Genomic DNA, 18078 nt, shown 5'->3' with positions numbered 1-18078 from the left:
CTGTCGTCCCGCGGCCCTGGCCGCCGCCGGGACGGATCGATCAGCGCGAGGTGTTCTTCTCGGCGAGCCGGCTGACGCCGAACGAGATCGCGCCGCCGAGCACGATCAGGATGATGCCGGTCTTGATCGCCGCCCAGAGCAGCGAGCGCTCGATGCCGTCATCGGTCAGCATGATGATCAGGCAGACGAGGACCGGGATCGACACCACGATGGCCATCGGCACCAGCGGGTTGGTCGTCTTCTCTTGGCTCATTGGGCGGCTCCCCCGAACGATCGAGCGGTATGGTTCAGCCGGCCTCATAGCACCGCTCCCCGGCCTTGCGACAGCACCCGCGCGATAAACTTATGGCTCGTCGGGGTCGCATCCGCGGGCGTTCCGGCCATGCGCGCGACGGTGTTGCCTTCCTGCACCGGCCGGGTCCATAGGTTCCCCGGAACGGTTCTCGACAAGAACGAATTCGGGAAGGACGACCCCGCCATGGCCCAGACGCCGCGCCCCCGCATCGACGCCAGCCGCCTGCGTTCGCGCCTCTGGTTCGACAACCCGGACAACCCGGGCATGACCGCGCTCTACCTCGAGCGCTACCTCAATTTCGGCCTGACCGTCGGCGAGCTGCGCGGCGGCAAGCCCCTGATCGGCATCGCCCAGACCGGCTCCGACCTGTCGCCCTGCAACCGCCACCACCTCGAACTCGCCAAGCGCGTGCGCGAGGGCATCACGGCGGCCGGCGGCGTGGCCTTCGAGTTCCCGTGCCACCCGATCCAGGAGACCGGCAAGCGGCCGACCGCCTCGCTCGACCGCAACCTCGCCTACCTGTCCCTCGTCGAGGTGCTGTACGGCTATCCCCTCGACGGCGTCGTGCTGCTCACCGGCTGCGACAAGACCATGCCGGCCTGCCTGATGGCGGCCGCCACCGTGAACATCCCGACGATCTCGCTGAACGTCGGCCCGATGCTGAACGGCTGGAGCCGCGGCGAGCGCACCGGCTCGGGCACCGTGGTGTGGAAGGCCCGCGAGCGCCATGCCGCCGGCGACATCGACTACCAGCAGTTCCTCGACATCGTGGCCTCCTCGGCGCCCTCTGACGGGCATTGCAACACGATGGGCACCGCCTCGACCATGAACGCGCTGGCGGAAGCGCTCGGCATGGCGCTGCCGGGCTCGGCGGCGATCCCCGCGCCCTACCGTGAGCGCGGCCAGGCGGCCTACGCCACCGGCCAGCGCATCGTCGACATGGTGTGGGAGGACCTGAAGCCCTCCGACATCCTGACCCGCGAGGCGTTCGAGAACGCGATTGTCGCCAACACCGCCATCGGCGGCTCGACCAACGCGCCGATCCACATCAACGCCATCGCCAAGCTGATCGGCGTGCCGCTCTCCTGCGACGACTGGGAGCGCGTCGGCTACGACATCCCGCTCCTCGTCAACATGCAGCCCGCCGGCCAGTATCTCGGTGAGGAATATTATCGCGCCGGCGGCCTGCCGGCGGTGATGTCGGAGCTGCTCGAGGCCGGCAAGCTCCACGCCGACGTGCTGACCTGCAACGGCAAGACCGTTGCTGAGAACTGCGCCGGTGCCCACACCTGGGACCGCGACGTCATCAAGCCCTATGGCGAGCCGATGCGCGAGCGCGCCGGCTTCCTCAACCTCAAGGGCTCGCTGTTCGATTCCGCGATCATGAAGACCAGCGTGATCAGCCGGGAGTTCTACGACCGCTACCTCGCCAACCCCGAGGATCCCTACGCCTTCGAGGGGCGTGTCGTGGTGTTCGACGGGCCGGAGGATTACCACCACCGCATCGACGATCCGGCGCTCGAGATCGACGAGCACACGGTGCTGATCATGCGCGGCGCCGGGCCGATCGGCTATCCGGGCGCGGCCGAGGTGGTGAACATGCAGCCCCCGGGCGAGCTGATCCGCCGCGGCGTGCTGTCGTTGCCCTGCATCGGCGACGGGCGCCAGTCCGGCACCTCGGGCACGCCCTCGATCCTGAACGCCTCGCCGGAGGCGGCGGCCGGCGGCGGCCTCGCCCTGCTCCAGAACGGCGACCGGGTCCGGATCGACCTCAACAAGCGCACCGCCGACATCCTGCTCCCCGAGGAGGAGATCCGGCGCCGCCGCGACGACCTCAACGCCCGGGGCGGCTACCCCTACCCGGCGAGCCAGACCCCCTGGCAGGCGATCCAGCGCGCGATGGTCGACCAGCTCTCCGAGGGCATGATCCTCAAGGGCTCCGAGGCCTTCCAGCGCATCGCCCAGACGCACGGGGTGCCGCGCGACAATCACTGACAGGCGGCCGCCCCGGACCGGTGACGGTTCGGGGCGGTAGAGGATCTTCTTTCGGGATGGTGAAGCCCGCGACCTCGGCTTTCCCACCGACGACCTCATCTGAGGTGTCAGTCGATCGCAGATCGACTGACCTCGAAGGAGGGCTCCAGCTAGCGCCGAGACCTCTGGAGCCCTCCTTCGAGGCCGCTGCGCGGCACCTCAGGATGAGGTCGTCGGTGGGAGCACCGAGCCAGCTGTCGCTTCCGTACCGGCCGTCCGCGGCCTGCGGAATGGCGATCAGCCCGCCACCAGACCCTCCGGCAACGCCATCGCGTGATCGGCGATATCCCCGGACCGGGTGATCCACACGTCGTCCCGGTGTTGCGCGATGTGCGCCAGCGCCCGGCGCAGGGGCCGCAGGCGGTGCGGCTGGCCGACGAGGTAGGGGTGGAGCGCGATGCCCATCACCAGCGGGGCGGCCTCGGAGGCGGTGCGCATCTCCTCGAAGGTGTCGACGATCATCTCGGCGAATTGCGCACCCGAATCCTTGCGCCCGACGATCGACGGAATGTCGTTCAGCTCCTGCGGATAGGGCACCGAGAGGATGCGCCCGCCGTTGCGGGTGGAAAACCAGGTCGGCTGGTCGTCGTGGCACCAGTCGAGGAGGTAGCGGTAGCCGGCCTCGGCGAGCAGGTCGGGGGTGGTGCGGCTCTGCGAGATCCAGGGGCCGAGCCAGCCGGCCGGCGGCTTGCCCTCCTCGCGCGCCAGGATCGCGGTGGCCTCGGCGATCAGCGCCCGCTCGTCGTCCTCGGGCAGGGTGCCCTGGCGCTCGGCATTGCTGCGGCCGTGCCCCACGACCTCGTCGCCGCGGGCGCGGAACACGTCCATCAGGCCCGGGCAGTCGGCATAGATGCGGCTGTTCACCAGCACCGAGGCCGGCAGGGACAGGTCGTCGAACAGGTCGGCGAGGCGAAACACCCCGACGCGGTTGCCCCAGTCGCGCCAGGCGTAGTTCAGCACGTCCGGCTGTGGCCCGCCCGGCGCCAGCTCGGCCCCGAGCCCGCCGCCGAAATCGAAGCACTCGACGTTCAGCGCGACGTAGACCGCGAGCCGCTTCCCCCCGGGCCAGTCATAGGCGGGGCGGCGCGGCAGGGGGCTGTAGGCGTAGCGCCCATGCGGGCGGGCCTCGTCGCTCATCGGTGTCTCCGTGGGATCATGGCTGCATGCCTTGTGCTCAGGGCTGCTTGGCGGGCGGCGGCGCCTCCGCCGGGACGGGAGGCAGGAGGATGCCCGGCACGATGGTGCCCTCGGGCCCGTACTCGCCGGCCACCGCCCGGCAGGAGGCGTCGCGGTTCTGCATCATCTGGTTCGACATCAGGGTGAAGATCGTCTGCACCTTGGCGCCGAACGGGCCTCGGGGCGGGCGCACGTCGTCGATCGTCACCTGGTAGCGCGCCAGCAAGCCCTCGAACGGCGCGGTGCCGATGCGGTAGCCGCAGACATTGGCCGCCGCGAAGATGTAGGCCGCCGTCTCCAGCGCCCGCGGCGGCGGGGCGTTGCGGATGCCCTGCGCGCTGGCCTGCGCGCAGAGGAGCGCCCCGGCGAGGGCGAGGAGCGGGGTCGGACGCATGGCGGGGATCCTCCGGACGATGCCGCACGGTCTGGGGCCGGGCTTCGGCGCGGTCTCGAACGTAGCGCGGCCGCGCGCGGGCGCCAGGGTGGCGGGGGCTGGACCATCGTCCGGGCGGGTCTCGCCACCCTGGGGCCCGCACGAATCCCGGGCACGATCCTCCGGTCTCCGCGCCTCCCACGGCCGCCCTCGGGTCTGGATCTCTCCGGCGCGCCGAGAACGACCGGCCGGAGGCCCATGACCACGATCCGCTTCCCGGCGCGGCACGCCACCCACGCCCGCCGGCCCGGGCGGTACACGGGGCGGCCCCGCTTCCTATAACGGGTGAAGGGGGCACGCGGCTTGCCACGCGAGCGGGCCCTTCGAGGACCCGCACGCCCCGCGAGGACCCGCACGCCCCGCGAGGACCCACACGCCCCGTGACCCCTCCCGCCCGATGAAACCCTTCCCCCTCCGCCGCGGCACCCTGCGCGAGCCGGGTCCCGATCTCGCCCGGCTGCCGATGGCGCCGGACCTCGCCGGCATCAACGTCGCCGAGGGCCTGCGGGCGGCGGTCGCCTTCGCGAGCATCATCCTCATCGAATGGTGGCTGGCCTGGCCGCCGCTCCTCACCATGGCGCTCGCCGCCAACCTCACCTGCTTCTGCGACATCGGCGGGCCGATCCGGCCGCGGCTGCGGGCGCTCCTCGCCTTTGCGGGGATCGGCGGCGTGGTCTGGGGCGCCTTCGGGGTGATGGAGGGCTACGGGCCCGCCCTGGTGCTGCCGGTGGCGCTCGTCGTCATCTTCGCCTGCACCTTCGCGCGGGTCTGGGGCGTGCCGGCCCAGACCGTCGGCAACGTGCTGGTGGTGGTGCTCTGCCTCGCCCTCGACCGGGCCCTGACGCCGCATCAGGGCGTCGTCGTCGCCGGGATGTTCTGGGCCGGCGGGCTCTGGGCCGCGTTCCTGGCCCTGGTGCTGTGGCGGCTCCATCCCTACCGGCCGGCCCATCTGGCGATCGGCGGCGTCTGGCGCGGCCTGTCGCGTCTCGCCCGCGACCTGCGCCGGCTCTCGGCCGACCCCGAGGGCACCGATCCCGCTGTGTGGGAGGCCCATGCGCGCGGCCATCGCCGGGCGGTGCGCGACGCCATCGAGGCCGCCCGCACCCTGGTGCTGGATCTGGCCCGCAGCCGCGCCCGGCTCTCCGAGCGCAACGCCCGGGCGCTGATCCGGCTGGAGGCGGCCGAGCAGCTGTTCGGGGTGATGATCGCCCTGTCGGATTACCTCGAGCGCGCCACCCCGGCGCAGCGGGCGGAGGCGGCCAGGCTCCTGCGCCTGCTGCCGCCGATGCTGAAGATCCTCAGTCGCGCGATCCGCCGCGACCGGCCGGTGGATCTCGGGCGCATCGAGCGGGCGCTCGCCCGGGCCAGGCCCGCCTCGGATGCCGATCCGGCCTATCGCCGGATGGCCGAGCGCATCCTCGACCGGGTCCGGATCGGCGCCAAGCTGTCGGGGCCGGAGGACCTGGCCGGCGGCGGCGGGCTCGCCGGGGCGCCGGCCCCGCCCTGGCGCGAGACCGTGCTGCAGCCGTTGCGCGCCAACCTCACCTGGTCGTCGGCCAACCTGCGCCACGCCGTGCGGGCGACCGCGGTGGCGCTGCCGGCGCTGGCCGTCACCTTCTGGTGGCCGGGCCCCTTCACCCACTGGCTCACCATCACGGTGGTGCTGACGATGCAGCCCTTCTACGCCGCCACCTGGCAGCGGGCGCTGGAGCGCATCGGCGGCACGGTGCTCGGTGGGCTGATCGGGGCGGTGCTCGCCTTCTACGCCACCTCGCCGCCGATCCTCGCCGCCATGATGGTGCCGCTCAGCGTCATCGGCTTCGCGGCCCGGGGCGTGAGCTACGGCACCTTCATCGCCTGCCTGACGCCGCTGGTCGTGGTGCTGGTGGAACTCGTCGAGCCCGGCCACTCGTCCTGGGAGATCGTCGGGATGCGGGCGCTGTTCACGGTTCTCGGCGGCGCGGTGGCGGTGCTGGCCGGCCTGCTGCTCTGGCCGCTCTGGGAGCCGGGCCGGGTGCGCGATGCGCTGCGCACCGCCCTCCAGACCCATGCCCGCTACGCCGAGGCCGTGGTGGCGGAGCGCCTGGGCGAAGGCCAGCCCGCCGCCACGGAGGCCGCCGCCCGGGCGGCGGGGCTCGCCAGCAACAACCTTGAAGCGGCGCTCTCCCGCGCCCTCCAGGAGCCGATGCGCCGCGGCCGTTCCCGCATCGAGGCCGCGATGGTCGCCGACGCCACGCTCCGCCGCATGGCCGGGCGACTGTCGATCCTGTGCCACGAGCCCGAGCCGGCGGGAGCGGAGGCCGAGGCATGGCGCGCCTGGCGGGATTGGCTCTCCCGGGCGCTCGCCGCGACGGCGGCCGGCGACAGGCTGCCGCCGAAGCCGGAGGGAGCGGATTCGGCGGCGTTCGGGCGTATCGCCGCGCAGGTCGAACTCCTGGCCGGGACGTTGCGGCGGGCGGGGATCGGTGCGCGGGAGGCCGGCGTGCCGCCCGGTCAGGAGGCGCCCTTCAAGCCCGGCGCGCCGTGAGCGGGGACGCTGGTACGCCTGCGGCCTGCATATCCTGGCGGCCCGGTTCAGTGCCCTTGGAGCCGAGGGGAGAGCCTTTCATGCGTCGAGCTTTCATGCATAAATAAATACACATGGAGCGCAGCGATGCCCAAGGTCGAGATGGATGCTCGGGCGATCGTCGCGCGCCTGCTGGCGGAAGGCTGGCTCAGCGAAGGTGGTGCGAAACACGAGAAATTCGCTCATCCGCAACGACCCGGCATAAAGATCATGGTGCCCCGGCATCGGACGCTGACGCCTGGCGTCGCCCGGGTCATCGCCCAGGCTGCCGGCTGGATCTGAGTGAGGACGAGATGCCCCGCTACATCGCCCTTATCGACGGCGAGCCCGGTGGTTACGGGGCCGCCTTTCCGGATTGCCCCGGCTGCACCGCCATGGGAGCGACGATCGACGAAGCCATCGCCCAGGCCGGGGAGGCGTTGCGCGAATGGATCGGCGACCGCCTCGTCGCCGGCCTCGCCGCGCCGGAGCCGCGCAGTGCCGACGCTCTCCTCGCCGACCCACAGGAGGCGGAAGCCGTGGCGGAGGCGGTCCTGGTCGCGACCGTGCCGCTCGTCCTCGATGAGGGCCGGTCCGTCCGGGTGAACCTCTCGCTCGATGCCGGCGCCCTCGCGATGATCGACCAGGCCGCCCGCGAGCGCGGGGTGACGCGCTCGGCATTCCTCGTCTCGGCGGCGCGGGACAAGATCATGGCCGACGGATAGCCTCCGCCGGCGCAAGGCTTGCCCTCACCCCCGCCGCAGCAGGAACACCCCCTGCGTGCCGACGAGGTTCCACACCCACCACGGCAGGGCGAAGCGCATCGGGTGGCCCGAGGCGTCGAGCGCCGAGGCGCGCTCGATCCGGGCGCCGACGAGGCGGCACAGGCCCACGAAGTCCCGGATGGTGCAGTGGTGGATGTTCGGGGTGGCGTACCAGGGATCGGGCAGGGTGTCGGTCATCGGCATCCGGCCGCGCAGCAGCAACTCGCTGCGCACCCGCCAATGGCCGAAATTCGGGAACGACACGATCGCGTGGCGGCCGATCCGCAGCAGGTGCTCCAAGACCTCCTTGGGCTGGCGCGTCGCCTGGATCGTCTGCGACAGGATCACGTAGTCGAAGGCGTCGTCCGGATAGGCCGCGAGGTCGGTGTCGGCATCGCCCTGGATCACCGGCAGGCCGTGGGCGAGGCAGGCATTGACGCCCTCGCGCGACAATTCGATCCCGCGGCCGTCGACGCCGCGCCGGTCGCGCAGGAGCGCGAGCAGCGAGCCGTCGCCGCAGCCGACGTCGAGCACCCGGGAGCCGGGCTCGACGAGGTTGAGCATCACCAGGTGGTCGATGCGCGAGGAGCCGGTGGCGTCCTGGGGCAGGATCGCCGGGGCGAGGGAGGCGGTGACGGTGCTCACAGGCCGCGCTCCCGGGCTGCCGCCGCGATGAAGCCCTTGGCCGCCGAGATCATCGCCGGCTCGTCGAGCAGGAAGGCGTCGTGGCCCTTGTCGCTCTCGACCTCGACGAAGGCGACCGGCGCCGCCGCGGCGTTCAGCGCGTGGACGATCGCTCGCGAATCGGCGGTCGGAAACAGCCAGTCGGAGGTGAAGGACATGATGCAGAACCGCGTCCTGGTGCCCCGGAAGGCGTTGGCCAGCACGCCGCCATGGTCGGCGGCGAGGTCGAAATAGTCCATCGCCCGGGTGAGGTAGAGGTAGGCGTTGGCGTCGAAGCGCTCGACGAAGGTGATGCCCTGGTGGCGCAGGTAGCTCTCGATCTGGAAGTCGGCGTCGAACGAGAAGGTCGGGGCGTCCCGGTCCTGGAGCCGGCGGCCGAACTTGCGGTGGAGGGCCGGCTCCGACAGGTAGGTGATGTGGGCGCCCATCCGGGCGACGCCGAGCCCCTTGGCGGGGCGCGTGCCGACATCGAGGTAGCGCCCGCCATGCCAGTTCGGATCGGCCAGGATCGCCTGCCGGCCGACCTCGTGGAAGGCGATGTTCTGGGCCGAGTGGCGGGCTCCCGTGGCGATCGGCATCGCGGCGAAGACCCGCTCGGGGTAGCTCGCCGCCCATTGCAGCACCTGCATCCCGCCCATCGAGCCGCCGATGCACAGGAACAGGTCCTTGATGCCGAGCCGGTCGAGCAGCATCGCCTGGCCGCGGACCATGTCGCGGATCGTCACCAGCGGGAAGTCGAGCCCGTAGGCCCGGCCGGTCGCCGGATCGAGCGAGGCCGGGCCGGTCGTGCCCATGCACGACCCGACCACGTTGGCGCAGATCACGAAGTAGCGGTCGGTGTCGACCGGCTTGCCGGGCCCGACCAGGCGATCCCACCAGCCGCCCTTGCCGGTGACCGGATGGGTGTTGGCGACGTGCTGGTCGCCCGTCAGCGCGTGGCAGACCAGCACCGCGTTGCTGCGGGCCTCGTTGAGGGTGCCGGCGGTCTGGTAGGCGATCTGCCACGGCGCCAGGTCCACGCCCGCATCCATCGCCAGCGGCGCGTCGGCTCCGAACCGGGCGACGGGGCTCGTCGGCTCGTCCGCCTGGGAGGCGGATTCGGCGCCGGGCTTCAGGAGTGGTGTGGCCATGCTTCTCACGGGGCTGTCGCCGGATGGCGGGCTTGAGACGAGGCTGAAGCTTGCGAAAAACCGGAGGCGGTTCGTTCTCCAAACCGGACCGGCCGTTAAAGCGTCCGAAAATTCCGCTTCGACGGACGAAAGAGGTAGGGCTTCGCTGTCCCGCCGTCAATCGACGGAAGGGTTTTCTCCGGGGCGGCGCCCTCAGGCGGCCCTGGCCCGCGGCCGCGGGCGGTCGTAAGACGGATCTTCCCGCCGCCTCGCCCCTTGAACGCCATGACGTCGACCCCGCCCGCCGACCTCGCCGCCCTTCGGGCCGACATCGACCGCATCGATTCGGCGATGCACGACCTCCTGATGGAGCGCGGCCGGATCATCGACCGGCTGATCGCCGTCAAGAAGACCTCGGCCTCCGGTTCCGCCTTCCGGCCCGGCCGCGAGGCCTCGATGATGCGGATGATCGCCGAGCGCCATCGGGGCCTGCTCCCCCTCGACACCGTGGAGGGGATCTGGCGCGTCATCATCGCGACCTTCACCTACGTGCAGGCGCCGTTCGCGGTCCATGCCGACGTCTCGGGCGGCGACGCGCCGATGCGCGATTCGGCCCGGTTCCATTTCGGCTTCACGGTGCCGTACCGGCCGCATCCGAGCGCCGCCGCGGTCATCGCGGCGGTCGCCGCCTCGCGCGGCGATCTCGGGGTGTTCCGCCTCGACCAGGGCGTGACGGCGGGCGCCTGGTGGCGCCAGCTCGCGGGGCCCGGCCGCCCGAAGGTGATTGCGCGCCTGCCCTTCATCGAGCGGCCCGGCCACCCGGCCGGCACCCCGGTCTTCTGCATCGCCAAGCCCCTCGACGACCCGAGTGCGGCCCAGCGCGACTGGGTGCTCTACGCCGCCCGGTTCGAGCGCTGGCGCGACGACGCGGCGGAAGCGGTGGCGGAACTGGGCGGCGAGGTGGTGGCGAGCGCCGGAATCGGCGGGGGCCTGAGCCAGCTCCTGGCTTTGCCCGGGAGCGTGACCCCGGAGGATGCGCGGGCGGCACTCGGGGAAGCGGGCGCGACGCCGGGGGAATTCGAGGAGATCGGCAGCCACGCGGCGCGGTTCCGCGTGGGGGAGGGGTAGAAAGAAGTGGCTCTTCCCCTCCCCCTTGTGGGGAGGGGCTAGGGGTGGGGGTGGTGCAGGAGGCACCACCTCGCTCTATACGGCACCACCCCCACCCCCGACCCCTCCCCACAACTTGCAGCGATACCGGGCAAGCCCGGGATCGCCTGGGGGAGGGGAGAGGTGCTACGCCGACACCCCGAGCCGCCGGTTGAGTCCCAGCGCCCCCAGCGTGCAGACCGCACCCGACAGCAGGTACACCCCGACCCACGGCAGCCCGAGATGGCTCGACGCGTAGAGCGCGACCAGCGGGGCGAAGCCGGCGCCGACGAGCCAGGCGAGGTCCGAGGTGAGCGCCGAGCCGGTATAGCGGTACCGGGTGCCGAAATTCTCCGCGATGGCGCCGGAGCTCTGGCCGTAGGCGAGGCCGAGCAGCGCGAAGCCGACCACCACGAAGATCGTCTGGCCGGGCATGCTGTCGCCGAACAGCAGCGGCGCGACGATGCTGCCGACGGCGAACAGGCCGATCAGCGCGGCGGCGAGCGCGATGGTCGAGCGCCGCCCGATCTGGTCGGCGATGAGGCCGGACATGACGATCGTCATCGTGCAGATGACGGCGCCGGCGAACTGCACCATCAGGAACTCGCCGACCGAGCGGCCGGTGAACAGGTTGATCCAGCTGACCGGGAACACGGTCACGAGGTGGAACAGGGCGTAGCAGGCCAGCGGCACGAAGGCGCCGACCAGGATGTTGCGGCCGGTGGCCCGCACCGTCTCGACGACCGGCTCGGGCTCGAGCTCGTCGGCCTCGAGCAGGCGGCGGAACTCTTCCGTCGCGACCAGGCGAAGCCGCGCGAACAGGGCCACGACGTTGATCGTGAAGGCGACGAAGAACGGGTAGCGCCAGCCGAAGCCCATGAAGTCGGCATCCGACAGCTGGAGCTGGAAGAACGCGAACAGCCCGCTCGCCAGCATGAAGCCGACCGGCGCGCCGAGCTGCGGCAGCATCGCGTACCAGCCGCGGCGGTTCTTCGGCGCGTTGAGGGCGAGCAGCGAGGCCAGCCCGTCCCAGGCGCCGCCGAGCGCCAGGCCCTGGCCGATCCGGCACAGGCCGAGCAGCACGGCCGACCAGTGCCCGAAGGACTCGTAGCCCGGCAGGAAGGCGATGAGGCAGGTCGAGAGGCCGAGCAGGAACAGCGCGATGGTGAGCTTGGTGGCCCGGCCGTAGCGCCGGTCGACCGCCATGAACAGCACCGAGCCGACCGGACGGGCCACGAAGGCGAGGGCGAACAGCCCGAACGCGTACAGCGTGCCGGTCACCGGATCGGCCCAGGGGAAGACCAGGCGCGGGAAGACCAGCACGCAGGCGAGGCCGAACACGAAGAAGTCGAAGAACTCCGAGGTGCGGCCGATGATGACGCCGAGCGCGATCTCGCCGGGGGCGACGTGGCCCGGCTCCGACGAGACCAGGCGGGCATCCCGTTCCGGCTTGGAGGAGTTGGCGGCGGCGTCGTCCGCCGTGATCGTGGCCATATCGGAATCCTGCTTCGTCACTCTACGAAGGTCCCTTCCTTAGAGGAGAACCGGCCATGTGGGGGCCTGGACAAAACGTCCAATCCCGCGGGAGCCCCGGTCGGCGTACACGACGAAAGCCGTATGCTGACCGTCCGGGCTGCCCGTGAAACACTTGCGCCTCCTCCTCGTACTTCCCTTCATCCTCCTGACCGGAGGATGCAATATGGTGCTGCTTTCGCCCGCGGGCGACGTGGCGCTGCAACAGCGTAACCTGCTGATCGCCTCCACGGTGCTGATGCTCCTCATCATCGTGCCGGTGATGGCGCTCACCATCGCCTTCGCCTGGCACTATCGCGAGGGCAACAAGAAGGCCGTCTACGATCCCGATTTCCATCACTCGACCGGGCTCGAGGTGGTGATCTGGTCGGCGCCCTTGCTGATCATCGTGGCGCTCGGCGCGCTGACCTGGCTCGGCACCCACCTGCTCGATCCCTATCGGCCCGTGACGCGCATCAGCGCCGCAAAGCCGATCGTGTCGAGTGTGGGCGACCCGATGGTCTCGGGCAAGCCCCTGGTGATCCAGGTCGTCGCCCTCGACTGGAAGTGGCTGTTCCTCTACCCCGAGCAGGGCGTCGCCTCGCTCAACGAGGTCGCCGCCCCCGTCGACCGGCCGATCGAGTTCCGCATCACCTCCTCCTCGGTGATGAACTCGCTGTTCATCCCGGCGCTCGCCGGCCAGATCTACGCCATGCCGGGCATGCAGACGCGGTTGAACGCCGTCATCAACAAGGCCGGCGACTACGAGGGCTTCTCCGCCAACTACAGCGGCGCCGGGTTCTCGCACATGCGCTTCACCTTCAAGGGCGTCGACGAGGGCGCGTTCAGCGCCTGGGTCGACAAGGTCAAGCAGGAGGGCGGCGGCCTCACCCGGGCCGACTACCTGAAGCTCGAGCGCCCGAGCGAGAAGGAGCCGGTGCGCTACTACAAGGCCGTCGACGCCGACCTCTACGACGCGATCCTCAACATGTGCGTCGACCGCGCCAAGATGTGCATGCACGACATGGCCTCCATCGACGCCCGCGGCGGCGGCGGCCGCGAGGGCCTGCACAGCGTCATGAGCCTGACCTACGACAAGGCCGTCCGCCGCGGCACCGGGGCGACCCAGCAGGCGACCTTCGTCACCGCGCTCTGCACCCCCGCCGATGCCTACGGCCTCGGCAACGCCTCCAAGACGGCCGCCGCGAACGCGACGCCGCGCGTGAACTGAGCCGCTTTCCGCCGGGCCGGTCACCGGCCCGGCGGCGACACCGACGCGGGAACGACGAGCCGTCCGGAACCGCCCCCGTGCGGGTCCGCCGGCCCGGACCCCGACGACGCTACCTGCACTCCAGGCTGAGCCATGAATTCCGAACCCAACCCGATCGACACCTACCCGCATTGGTGGCGGCTGCTGTTCGGCCGCTTCACCCTCGAATCCCTGCCGCTCCACGAGCCGATCGTGGTGGTGACCTTCCTGGCGGTCGCGGTCGGCGGCCTCGCCGTCGTCGGTCTCCTCACCCGCTACAAGCTGTGGGGCGTCTTGTGGCGCGACTGGTTCACCAGCGTCGACCACAAGAAGATCGGGATCATGTACATGGTCCTGGGCCTCGTCATGCTGCTGCGGGGCTTCGCCGACGCGGTGCTGATGCGCTCGCAGCAGGCCATCGCCCATGGCGGCTCCGAAGGCTTCCTGCCGCCGCACCACTACGACCAGATCTTCACCGCCCACGGCGTGATCATGATCTTCTTCGTGGCGATGCCGCTGGTCACCGGGCTGATGAACTACGTCGTGCCGCTGCAGATCGGTGCGCGCGACGTCGCCTTCCCGTTCCTGAACAACTTCAGCTTCTGGATGACCACCGGCGGCGTCGTACTGACGATGATGTCGCTGTTCATCGGCGAGTTCGCGGCCACCGGCTGGCTCGCCTATCCGCCGCTGTCGAACATCGCCTACTCGCCGAGCGTGGGCGTCGACTACTACATCTGGGCGCTCCAGATCGCCGGCATCGGCACGACGCTCTCGGGCGTCAACCTGATCGCCACCATCGTCAAGATGCGGGCGCCCGGCATGTCGATGATGAAGATGCCGGTCTTCACCTGGACCTCGCTCTGCACCAACATCCTGATCGTGGCGTCGTTTCCGGTGCTCGGCGCCGTGCTGGCGCTGCTCACCCTCGACCGCTACGTCGGCACCAACTTCTTCACGAACGATCTCGGCGGCAACCCGATGATGTACGTGAACCTGATCTGGATCTGGGGTCACCCCGAGGTCTACATCCTGGTGCTGCCGGCCTTCGGCATCTTCTCCGAGGTGACCTCGACCTTCTCCGGCAAGCGCCTGTTCGGCTACGCCTCGATGGTCTACGCCACGGTCGTCATCACCATCCTGTCCTACCTGGTCTGGCTGCACCACTTCTTCACCATGGGGTCGGGGGCGAGCGTCAACTCGTTCTTCGGCATCACCACGATGATCATCTCGATCCCCACGGGCGCGAAGATCTTCAACTGGCTGTTCACGATGTATCGCGGCCGGATCCGCTTCGATCTGCCGATGATGTGGACGGTGGCCTTCATGCTGACCTTCGTCATCGGCGGCATGACCGGCGTGCTGCTGGCCGTGCCCCCGGCCGACTTCATCCTGCACAACTCGCTGTTCCTGGTCGCGCACTTCCACAACGTGATCATCGGCGGCGTGCTGTTCGGCCTGTTCGCCGGCATCTACTACTGGTGGCCGAAGGCCTTCGGCTTCCGCCTCGACCCGTTCTGGGGCAAGGTCTCGTTCTGGTGCTGGGTGGTCGGCTTCTGGGTCGCCTTCACGCCGCTCTACATCCTGGGCCTGATGGGCGTGACCCGGCGGATGAGCTCGTTCGGCGGGACCGAGTACCAGCCGCTCTTCGTCATCGCGGCCTTCGGCGCGGCGCTGGTCGCCTGCGGCATCGCCGCGATGCTGATCCAGTTCGCCGTCAGCATCCTGCGGCGCGAGCAGCTGCGCGACCTCACCGGCGACCCGTGGGGCGGCCGCACCCTCGAATGGGCGACCTCCTCGCCGCCGCCCGACTACAACTTCGCCTTCACGCCCCTGGTGCATGACGGCGACGCCTGGTCGGACATGAAGGCCCGCGGCTACAAGCGTCCGCTGGACGGCTACAAGGCCATCCACATGCCCAAGAGCACCGGCGCCGGCGTGATCATCTCCGCCATCGCCACGGTCTTCGGCATCGCCATGGTCTGGCACGTCTGGTGGCTCGCGGTGATCTCGTTCTTCGGCGCGATCGCGGCGGTCATCATCCACACCTTCAACTACGACCGCGACTTCTACATCCCCGCCGACGAGGTCGCGCGGACCGAGGCCGAGCGCACCCGCACGCTCGCTCTCGTGAAGGCCTGAGGAACCCGCCATGGCCCACGCACACAACGCCGCAGCGGATGACGGCGAGCTGCACTTCTACGTCACGGACGACGAGCACGGCCACGCCGAGGGCGGGACCATGCTCGGGTTCTGGCTCTACCTGATGAGCGACTGCCTCATCTTCGCGATCCTGTTCGCGACGTACGGCGTCCTCGGCCGGAACTACGCGGCGGGTCCGTCCGGGGCGGACCTGTTCGACCTCAAGCTCGTGGCGGTGAACACCTCCATGCTGCTGTTCTCCTCCATCACCTATGGCTTCGCCATGCTGGAGATGGAGAAGGGCGACCAGCGGATGACGCAACGGTGGCTCGCGATCACCGGGGCCTTCGGCCTCTGCTTCATCGGCCTCGAGCTCTACGAGTTCGCCCACCTGATCCACGAGGGCGCCACGCCCCAGCGCAGCGCCTTCCTGTCCTCGTTCTTCACCCTGGTGGGGACGCACGGCCTGCACGTCACCTTCGGGTTGATCTGGCTCGTGACCCTGATGGTGCAGGTGCACCAGCGCGGCCTGATCCCGGCCAACAAGCGTCGGCTGATGTGCCTGAGCATGTTCTGGCACTTCCTCGACGTGATCTGGATCGGCGTCTTCACCTTCGTCTACCTGATGGGGTCCCTGAAATGAGCGCCCGCGCTCCCGTCTCCGACGATGTCCACGTCGAGGTCGTCCACGACCACCACGAGGCCGGCCACGGCAGCCGGAGGGAATACATCACCGGCTTCGTCCTGTCGGTGATCCTGACGGCGATCCCGTTCTGGCTGGTGATGGCCGGGGTCTTCACCGACCCGCGGGTGACCTCGTTCGTCATCATGGCCTTCGCGGTGGCGCAGATCGTGGTCCACATGGTCTACTTCCTGCACATGAACGCGCGCTCGGAAGGCGGCTGGACCATGATGGCGCTGATCTTCACCGTCGTGCTGGTGGTGATCGCGCTCTCGGGCTCGCTCTGGGTGATGTACCACCTCAACGCCAACATGATGCCGATGTCGCCGGGCGACATGCGCACCATGCCGTGACGGTGCCCGACGATCGTCCGATGCCGGCCGGGGCGGTTGCGCCCCGGTCCTCCTCAAGGCCCAAGCGCCTCCTCCTGCTCGGGCTCTCGCTCCTGGCGACGGTCCTGTTCCTCGCCCTCGGCATCTGGCAGGTCGAGCGCCGGGCCTGGAAGCTCGACCTCATCGCCCGGGTCGAGGCGCGGCTCGCCGCGGCCCCCGTCCCGGCGCCCGACCGGGCCGACTGGCCCAGGATTTCTCGCGAGGCCGACAAGTATCGCCGCGTCACGGCGACCGGCCGCTTCCTGCCCGACCGGGCAATCCGCACGATGGCGGTGACCGAGAAGGGCGCCGGCTCCTGGCTCCTCGTGCCCCTCGTCACCGCATCCGGCGACACGATCCTGATCAATCGCGGCTTCGTGCCTCCCGACTGGCAGGGCTCGGCCGGGGAGGGGAGCGTGACGGTGACGGGCCTCCTGCGCCTGCCTGAGCCCGGCGGCGGCTTCCTGCGCAGCAACGATCCGGCCCATGACCGCTGGTATTCGCGCGATGTCGCGGCGATCGCGGCGGCGCGGAACTTGGGCCCGGTGGCGCCCTACTTCATCGACGCGGATGCCTCCGGCAACGGGCCGGGCCGGCCGGTGGGCGGGCTCACCGTGGTGGCGTTCCACAACAGCCACTTGGTCTATGCGCTGACCTGGTTCGGGCTCGCCCTGTTGTCGGGCTATGCCGTGTACCGGCTGCTGCGGGAGCCGGGGATGGGGTGAGAGATTGCTTTCATCTCACGACCCACGAGACAGGCCGGCGCTGTCTTCAACTCCAGTTCTTTCCGACCCGCGACCTCATCCTGAGGTGTTAGTCGATCAAAGATCGACTGACCTCGAAGGAGGGCTCCAGATGCCTCGCTGCGACCTGGAGCCCTCCTTCGAGGCTCACTTCGTTCGCACCTCAGGATGAGGTCGCGTGTGGGGAAGAGCCGGGAGCCGCACGTGAACGGTCCTGCCGTGTACCTGCTCGAGGGGTGTCGGGGGAGTGCGATGCGGGCAGGGCTTCGGCTCGGGAGCGTGAATTGGAGGCCCCCCTTCACCCCCTCAATACGCCACCCGCTTCTCGACATACCGGAACTGGATCGCCGTCAGCCCGATCACGATCGCCATCAGCACCACCGACTGCGCCGCCGAGCCGCCGAGATCGGCGCCGATGCGGCCGTCCTGGTAGACCTTGTAGACGAGGGTCTGGGTCGCCCGGCCCGGGCCGCCATGGGTGAGCACGTCGATGACGCCGAACGTCTCGCAGAAGGCGTAGACGACGTTGACGACCATCAGGAAGAACGTGGTCGGCGAGAGCAGCGGGAAGACGATGGTCCAGAACCGCCGCGCAGGACCCGCGCCGTCGATCGCCGCCGCCTCAATCACGCTGCCGGGGATCGCCTGGAGGCCGGCGAGGAAGAACAGGAAATTATACGAGACCTGCTTCCAGGCCGCCGCCATCACCACCAGGATCATGGCGTGGTTCCCGTCGAGCAGCGGGTTCCACGGGATGCCGATCCCGTTGAGGCCGCGGGCGATCAGCCCGAGGCCGGGCTGGAACAGGAAGCCGAACAGCACGCCCGCCACGGCGGGCGCCACGGCATAGGGCCAGATCAAGAGGGTGCGGTAGATCCCGGAGCCCCGGATCTCCCGGTCGGCCATCACGGCGAGCAGCAGCGCGAAGCTCAAGGACAGCCCCGCCACCGCCGCGGCGAAGACCAGCGTGGTGACGAGGGCCTGGTAATAGGCCGGGTCCGCGAACAGGGCCCGGTAATTGTCGAACCAGACGAACTCCGTCGAGAGCCCGAACGCGTCCTGCATCTGGAACGACTGCCAGACCGCCTGCACGGCCGGCCAGTAGAAGAACAGGCCGACGATGAGGAGCTGCGGCGCGATCAGCGCCGCCGGCAGCAGCCGGCCTCCGAAGGTGATGCGTTCGGGTCCCATGG

Annotated in this window: 17 protein-coding genes; 10 read left to right on the top strand and 7 right to left on the bottom strand. The window is 70.0% G+C overall.

Annotation, left to right across the window (positions count from 1 at the left end; translation table 11 throughout):
• Positions 1-40 precede the first annotated feature (40 nt).
• Complete coding sequence (locus F1D61_RS07420; protein ID WP_203157256.1) at positions 41-253, bottom strand: hypothetical protein; 213 nt, start codon at positions 251-253, stop codon at positions 41-43.
• A 225-nt stretch (positions 254-478) separates the two neighbouring features.
• Between F1D61_RS07420 and F1D61_RS07415 the strand changes: the two genes are divergently transcribed.
• Positions 479-2290, top strand: a complete 1812-nt coding sequence (locus tag F1D61_RS07415) for an IlvD/Edd family dehydratase (protein WP_203157254.1) — start codon at positions 479-481, stop codon at positions 2288-2290.
• Between the two features lie 276 nt (positions 2291-2566).
• On the opposite strand, the gene F1D61_RS07410 is transcribed toward F1D61_RS07415, so the two are convergent.
• Positions 2567-3466, bottom strand: coding sequence for a polysaccharide deacetylase family protein (locus F1D61_RS07410; protein WP_203157252.1), 900 nt, complete (start codon positions 3464-3466; stop codon positions 2567-2569).
• 37 nt (positions 3467-3503) lie between these two features.
• Positions 3504-3899 carry a hypothetical protein gene (locus F1D61_RS07405; RefSeq protein ID WP_203157250.1) on the bottom strand — a complete coding sequence of 132 codons (396 nt, stop codon included), beginning with the start codon at positions 3897-3899 and terminating at the stop codon, positions 3504-3506.
• A 436-nt stretch (positions 3900-4335) separates the two neighbouring features.
• On the opposite strand from F1D61_RS07405, the gene F1D61_RS07400 reads away from it, so the two are divergent.
• The 3 genes from F1D61_RS07400 (at position 4336) to F1D61_RS07390 (ending at position 7208) form a co-directional block, all read left to right on the top strand.
• Positions 4336-6465 carry an FUSC family protein gene (locus F1D61_RS07400; RefSeq protein WP_203157248.1) on the top strand — a complete coding sequence of 710 codons (2130 nt, stop codon included), beginning with the start codon at positions 4336-4338 and terminating at the stop codon, positions 6463-6465.
• Positions 6466-6591: 126 nt separating this feature from the next.
• Complete coding sequence (locus tag F1D61_RS07395; RefSeq protein WP_203157246.1) at positions 6592-6786, top strand: hypothetical protein; 195 nt, start codon at positions 6592-6594, stop codon at positions 6784-6786.
• An 11-nt stretch (positions 6787-6797) separates the two neighbouring features.
• Positions 6798-7208, top strand: a complete 411-nt coding sequence (locus tag F1D61_RS07390; RefSeq protein ID WP_203157244.1) for a type II toxin-antitoxin system HicB family antitoxin — start codon at positions 6798-6800, stop codon at positions 7206-7208.
• Positions 7209-7232: 24 nt separating this feature from the next.
• Here the strand turns inward: F1D61_RS07390 and metW are convergent, their stop codons facing one another.
• On the bottom strand, positions 7233-7892 hold the full coding sequence (gene metW / locus F1D61_RS07385; RefSeq protein ID WP_203157242.1) for a methionine biosynthesis protein MetW: 660 nt from the start codon (positions 7890-7892) through the stop codon (positions 7233-7235).
• Positions 7889-9061, bottom strand: coding sequence for a homoserine O-acetyltransferase MetX (gene metX, locus F1D61_RS07380; protein ID WP_203157240.1), 1173 nt, complete (start codon positions 9059-9061; stop codon positions 7889-7891). Before metX ends, metW begins: the two co-directional genes overlap by 4 nt.
• Before the next feature lie 264 nt (positions 9062-9325).
• On the opposite strand from metX, the gene F1D61_RS07375 reads away from it, so the two are divergent.
• Positions 9326-10168, top strand: coding sequence for a chorismate mutase (locus F1D61_RS07375; RefSeq protein ID WP_203157238.1), 843 nt, complete (start codon positions 9326-9328; stop codon positions 10166-10168).
• Between the two features lie 165 nt (positions 10169-10333).
• Here F1D61_RS07375 and F1D61_RS07370 read toward each other — a convergent pair whose 3' ends face one another.
• Positions 10334-11680, bottom strand: coding sequence for an MFS transporter (locus tag F1D61_RS07370; protein WP_203157236.1), 1347 nt, complete (start codon positions 11678-11680; stop codon positions 10334-10336).
• A gap of 205 nt (positions 11681-11885) precedes the next feature.
• On the opposite strand from F1D61_RS07370, the gene cyoA reads away from it, so the two are divergent.
• The 5 genes from cyoA to F1D61_RS07345 all read left to right on the top strand — a co-directional run bounded on the left by cyoA (position 11886) and on the right by F1D61_RS07345 (position 16867).
• Positions 11886-12929 (top strand): ubiquinol oxidase subunit II, encoded by a 1044-nt coding sequence (gene cyoA / locus F1D61_RS07365; protein WP_432443222.1) that lies wholly within the window; start codon positions 11886-11888, stop codon positions 12927-12929.
• Between the two features lie 132 nt (positions 12930-13061).
• Entirely contained in the window at positions 13062-15089 is a 2028-nt protein-coding gene (cyoB, locus tag F1D61_RS07360) for a cytochrome o ubiquinol oxidase subunit I (RefSeq protein WP_203157232.1), read from the top strand.
• Positions 15090-15099: 10 nt separating this feature from the next.
• Positions 15100-15732 carry a cytochrome o ubiquinol oxidase subunit III gene (cyoC, locus tag F1D61_RS07355; RefSeq protein ID WP_203157230.1) on the top strand — a complete coding sequence of 211 codons (633 nt, stop codon included), beginning with the start codon at positions 15100-15102 and terminating at the stop codon, positions 15730-15732.
• Positions 15729-16124, top strand: a complete 396-nt coding sequence (cyoD, locus tag F1D61_RS07350) for a cytochrome o ubiquinol oxidase subunit IV (RefSeq protein ID WP_203157228.1) — start codon at positions 15729-15731, stop codon at positions 16122-16124. The genes cyoC and cyoD overlap by 4 nt, the downstream gene beginning before the upstream one ends.
• 20 nt (positions 16125-16144) lie before the next feature.
• Complete coding sequence (locus F1D61_RS07345; protein ID WP_203158962.1) at positions 16145-16867, top strand: SURF1 family protein; 723 nt, start codon at positions 16145-16147, stop codon at positions 16865-16867.
• A gap of 324 nt (positions 16868-17191) precedes the next feature.
• On the opposite strand, the gene ugpA is transcribed toward F1D61_RS07345, so the two are convergent.
• Positions 17192-18076 carry a sn-glycerol-3-phosphate ABC transporter permease UgpA gene (ugpA, locus tag F1D61_RS07340; protein WP_203157226.1) on the bottom strand — a complete coding sequence of 295 codons (885 nt, stop codon included), beginning with the start codon at positions 18074-18076 and terminating at the stop codon, positions 17192-17194.
• Positions 18077-18078 lie beyond the last annotated feature (2 nt).

Source organism: Methylobacterium aquaticum (assembly GCF_016804325.1).
GTDB classification, from domain to species: domain Bacteria; phylum Pseudomonadota; class Alphaproteobacteria; order Rhizobiales; family Beijerinckiaceae; genus Methylobacterium; species Methylobacterium aquaticum_C.
This window is presented reverse-complemented; position numbering and strand designations above follow the sequence as displayed.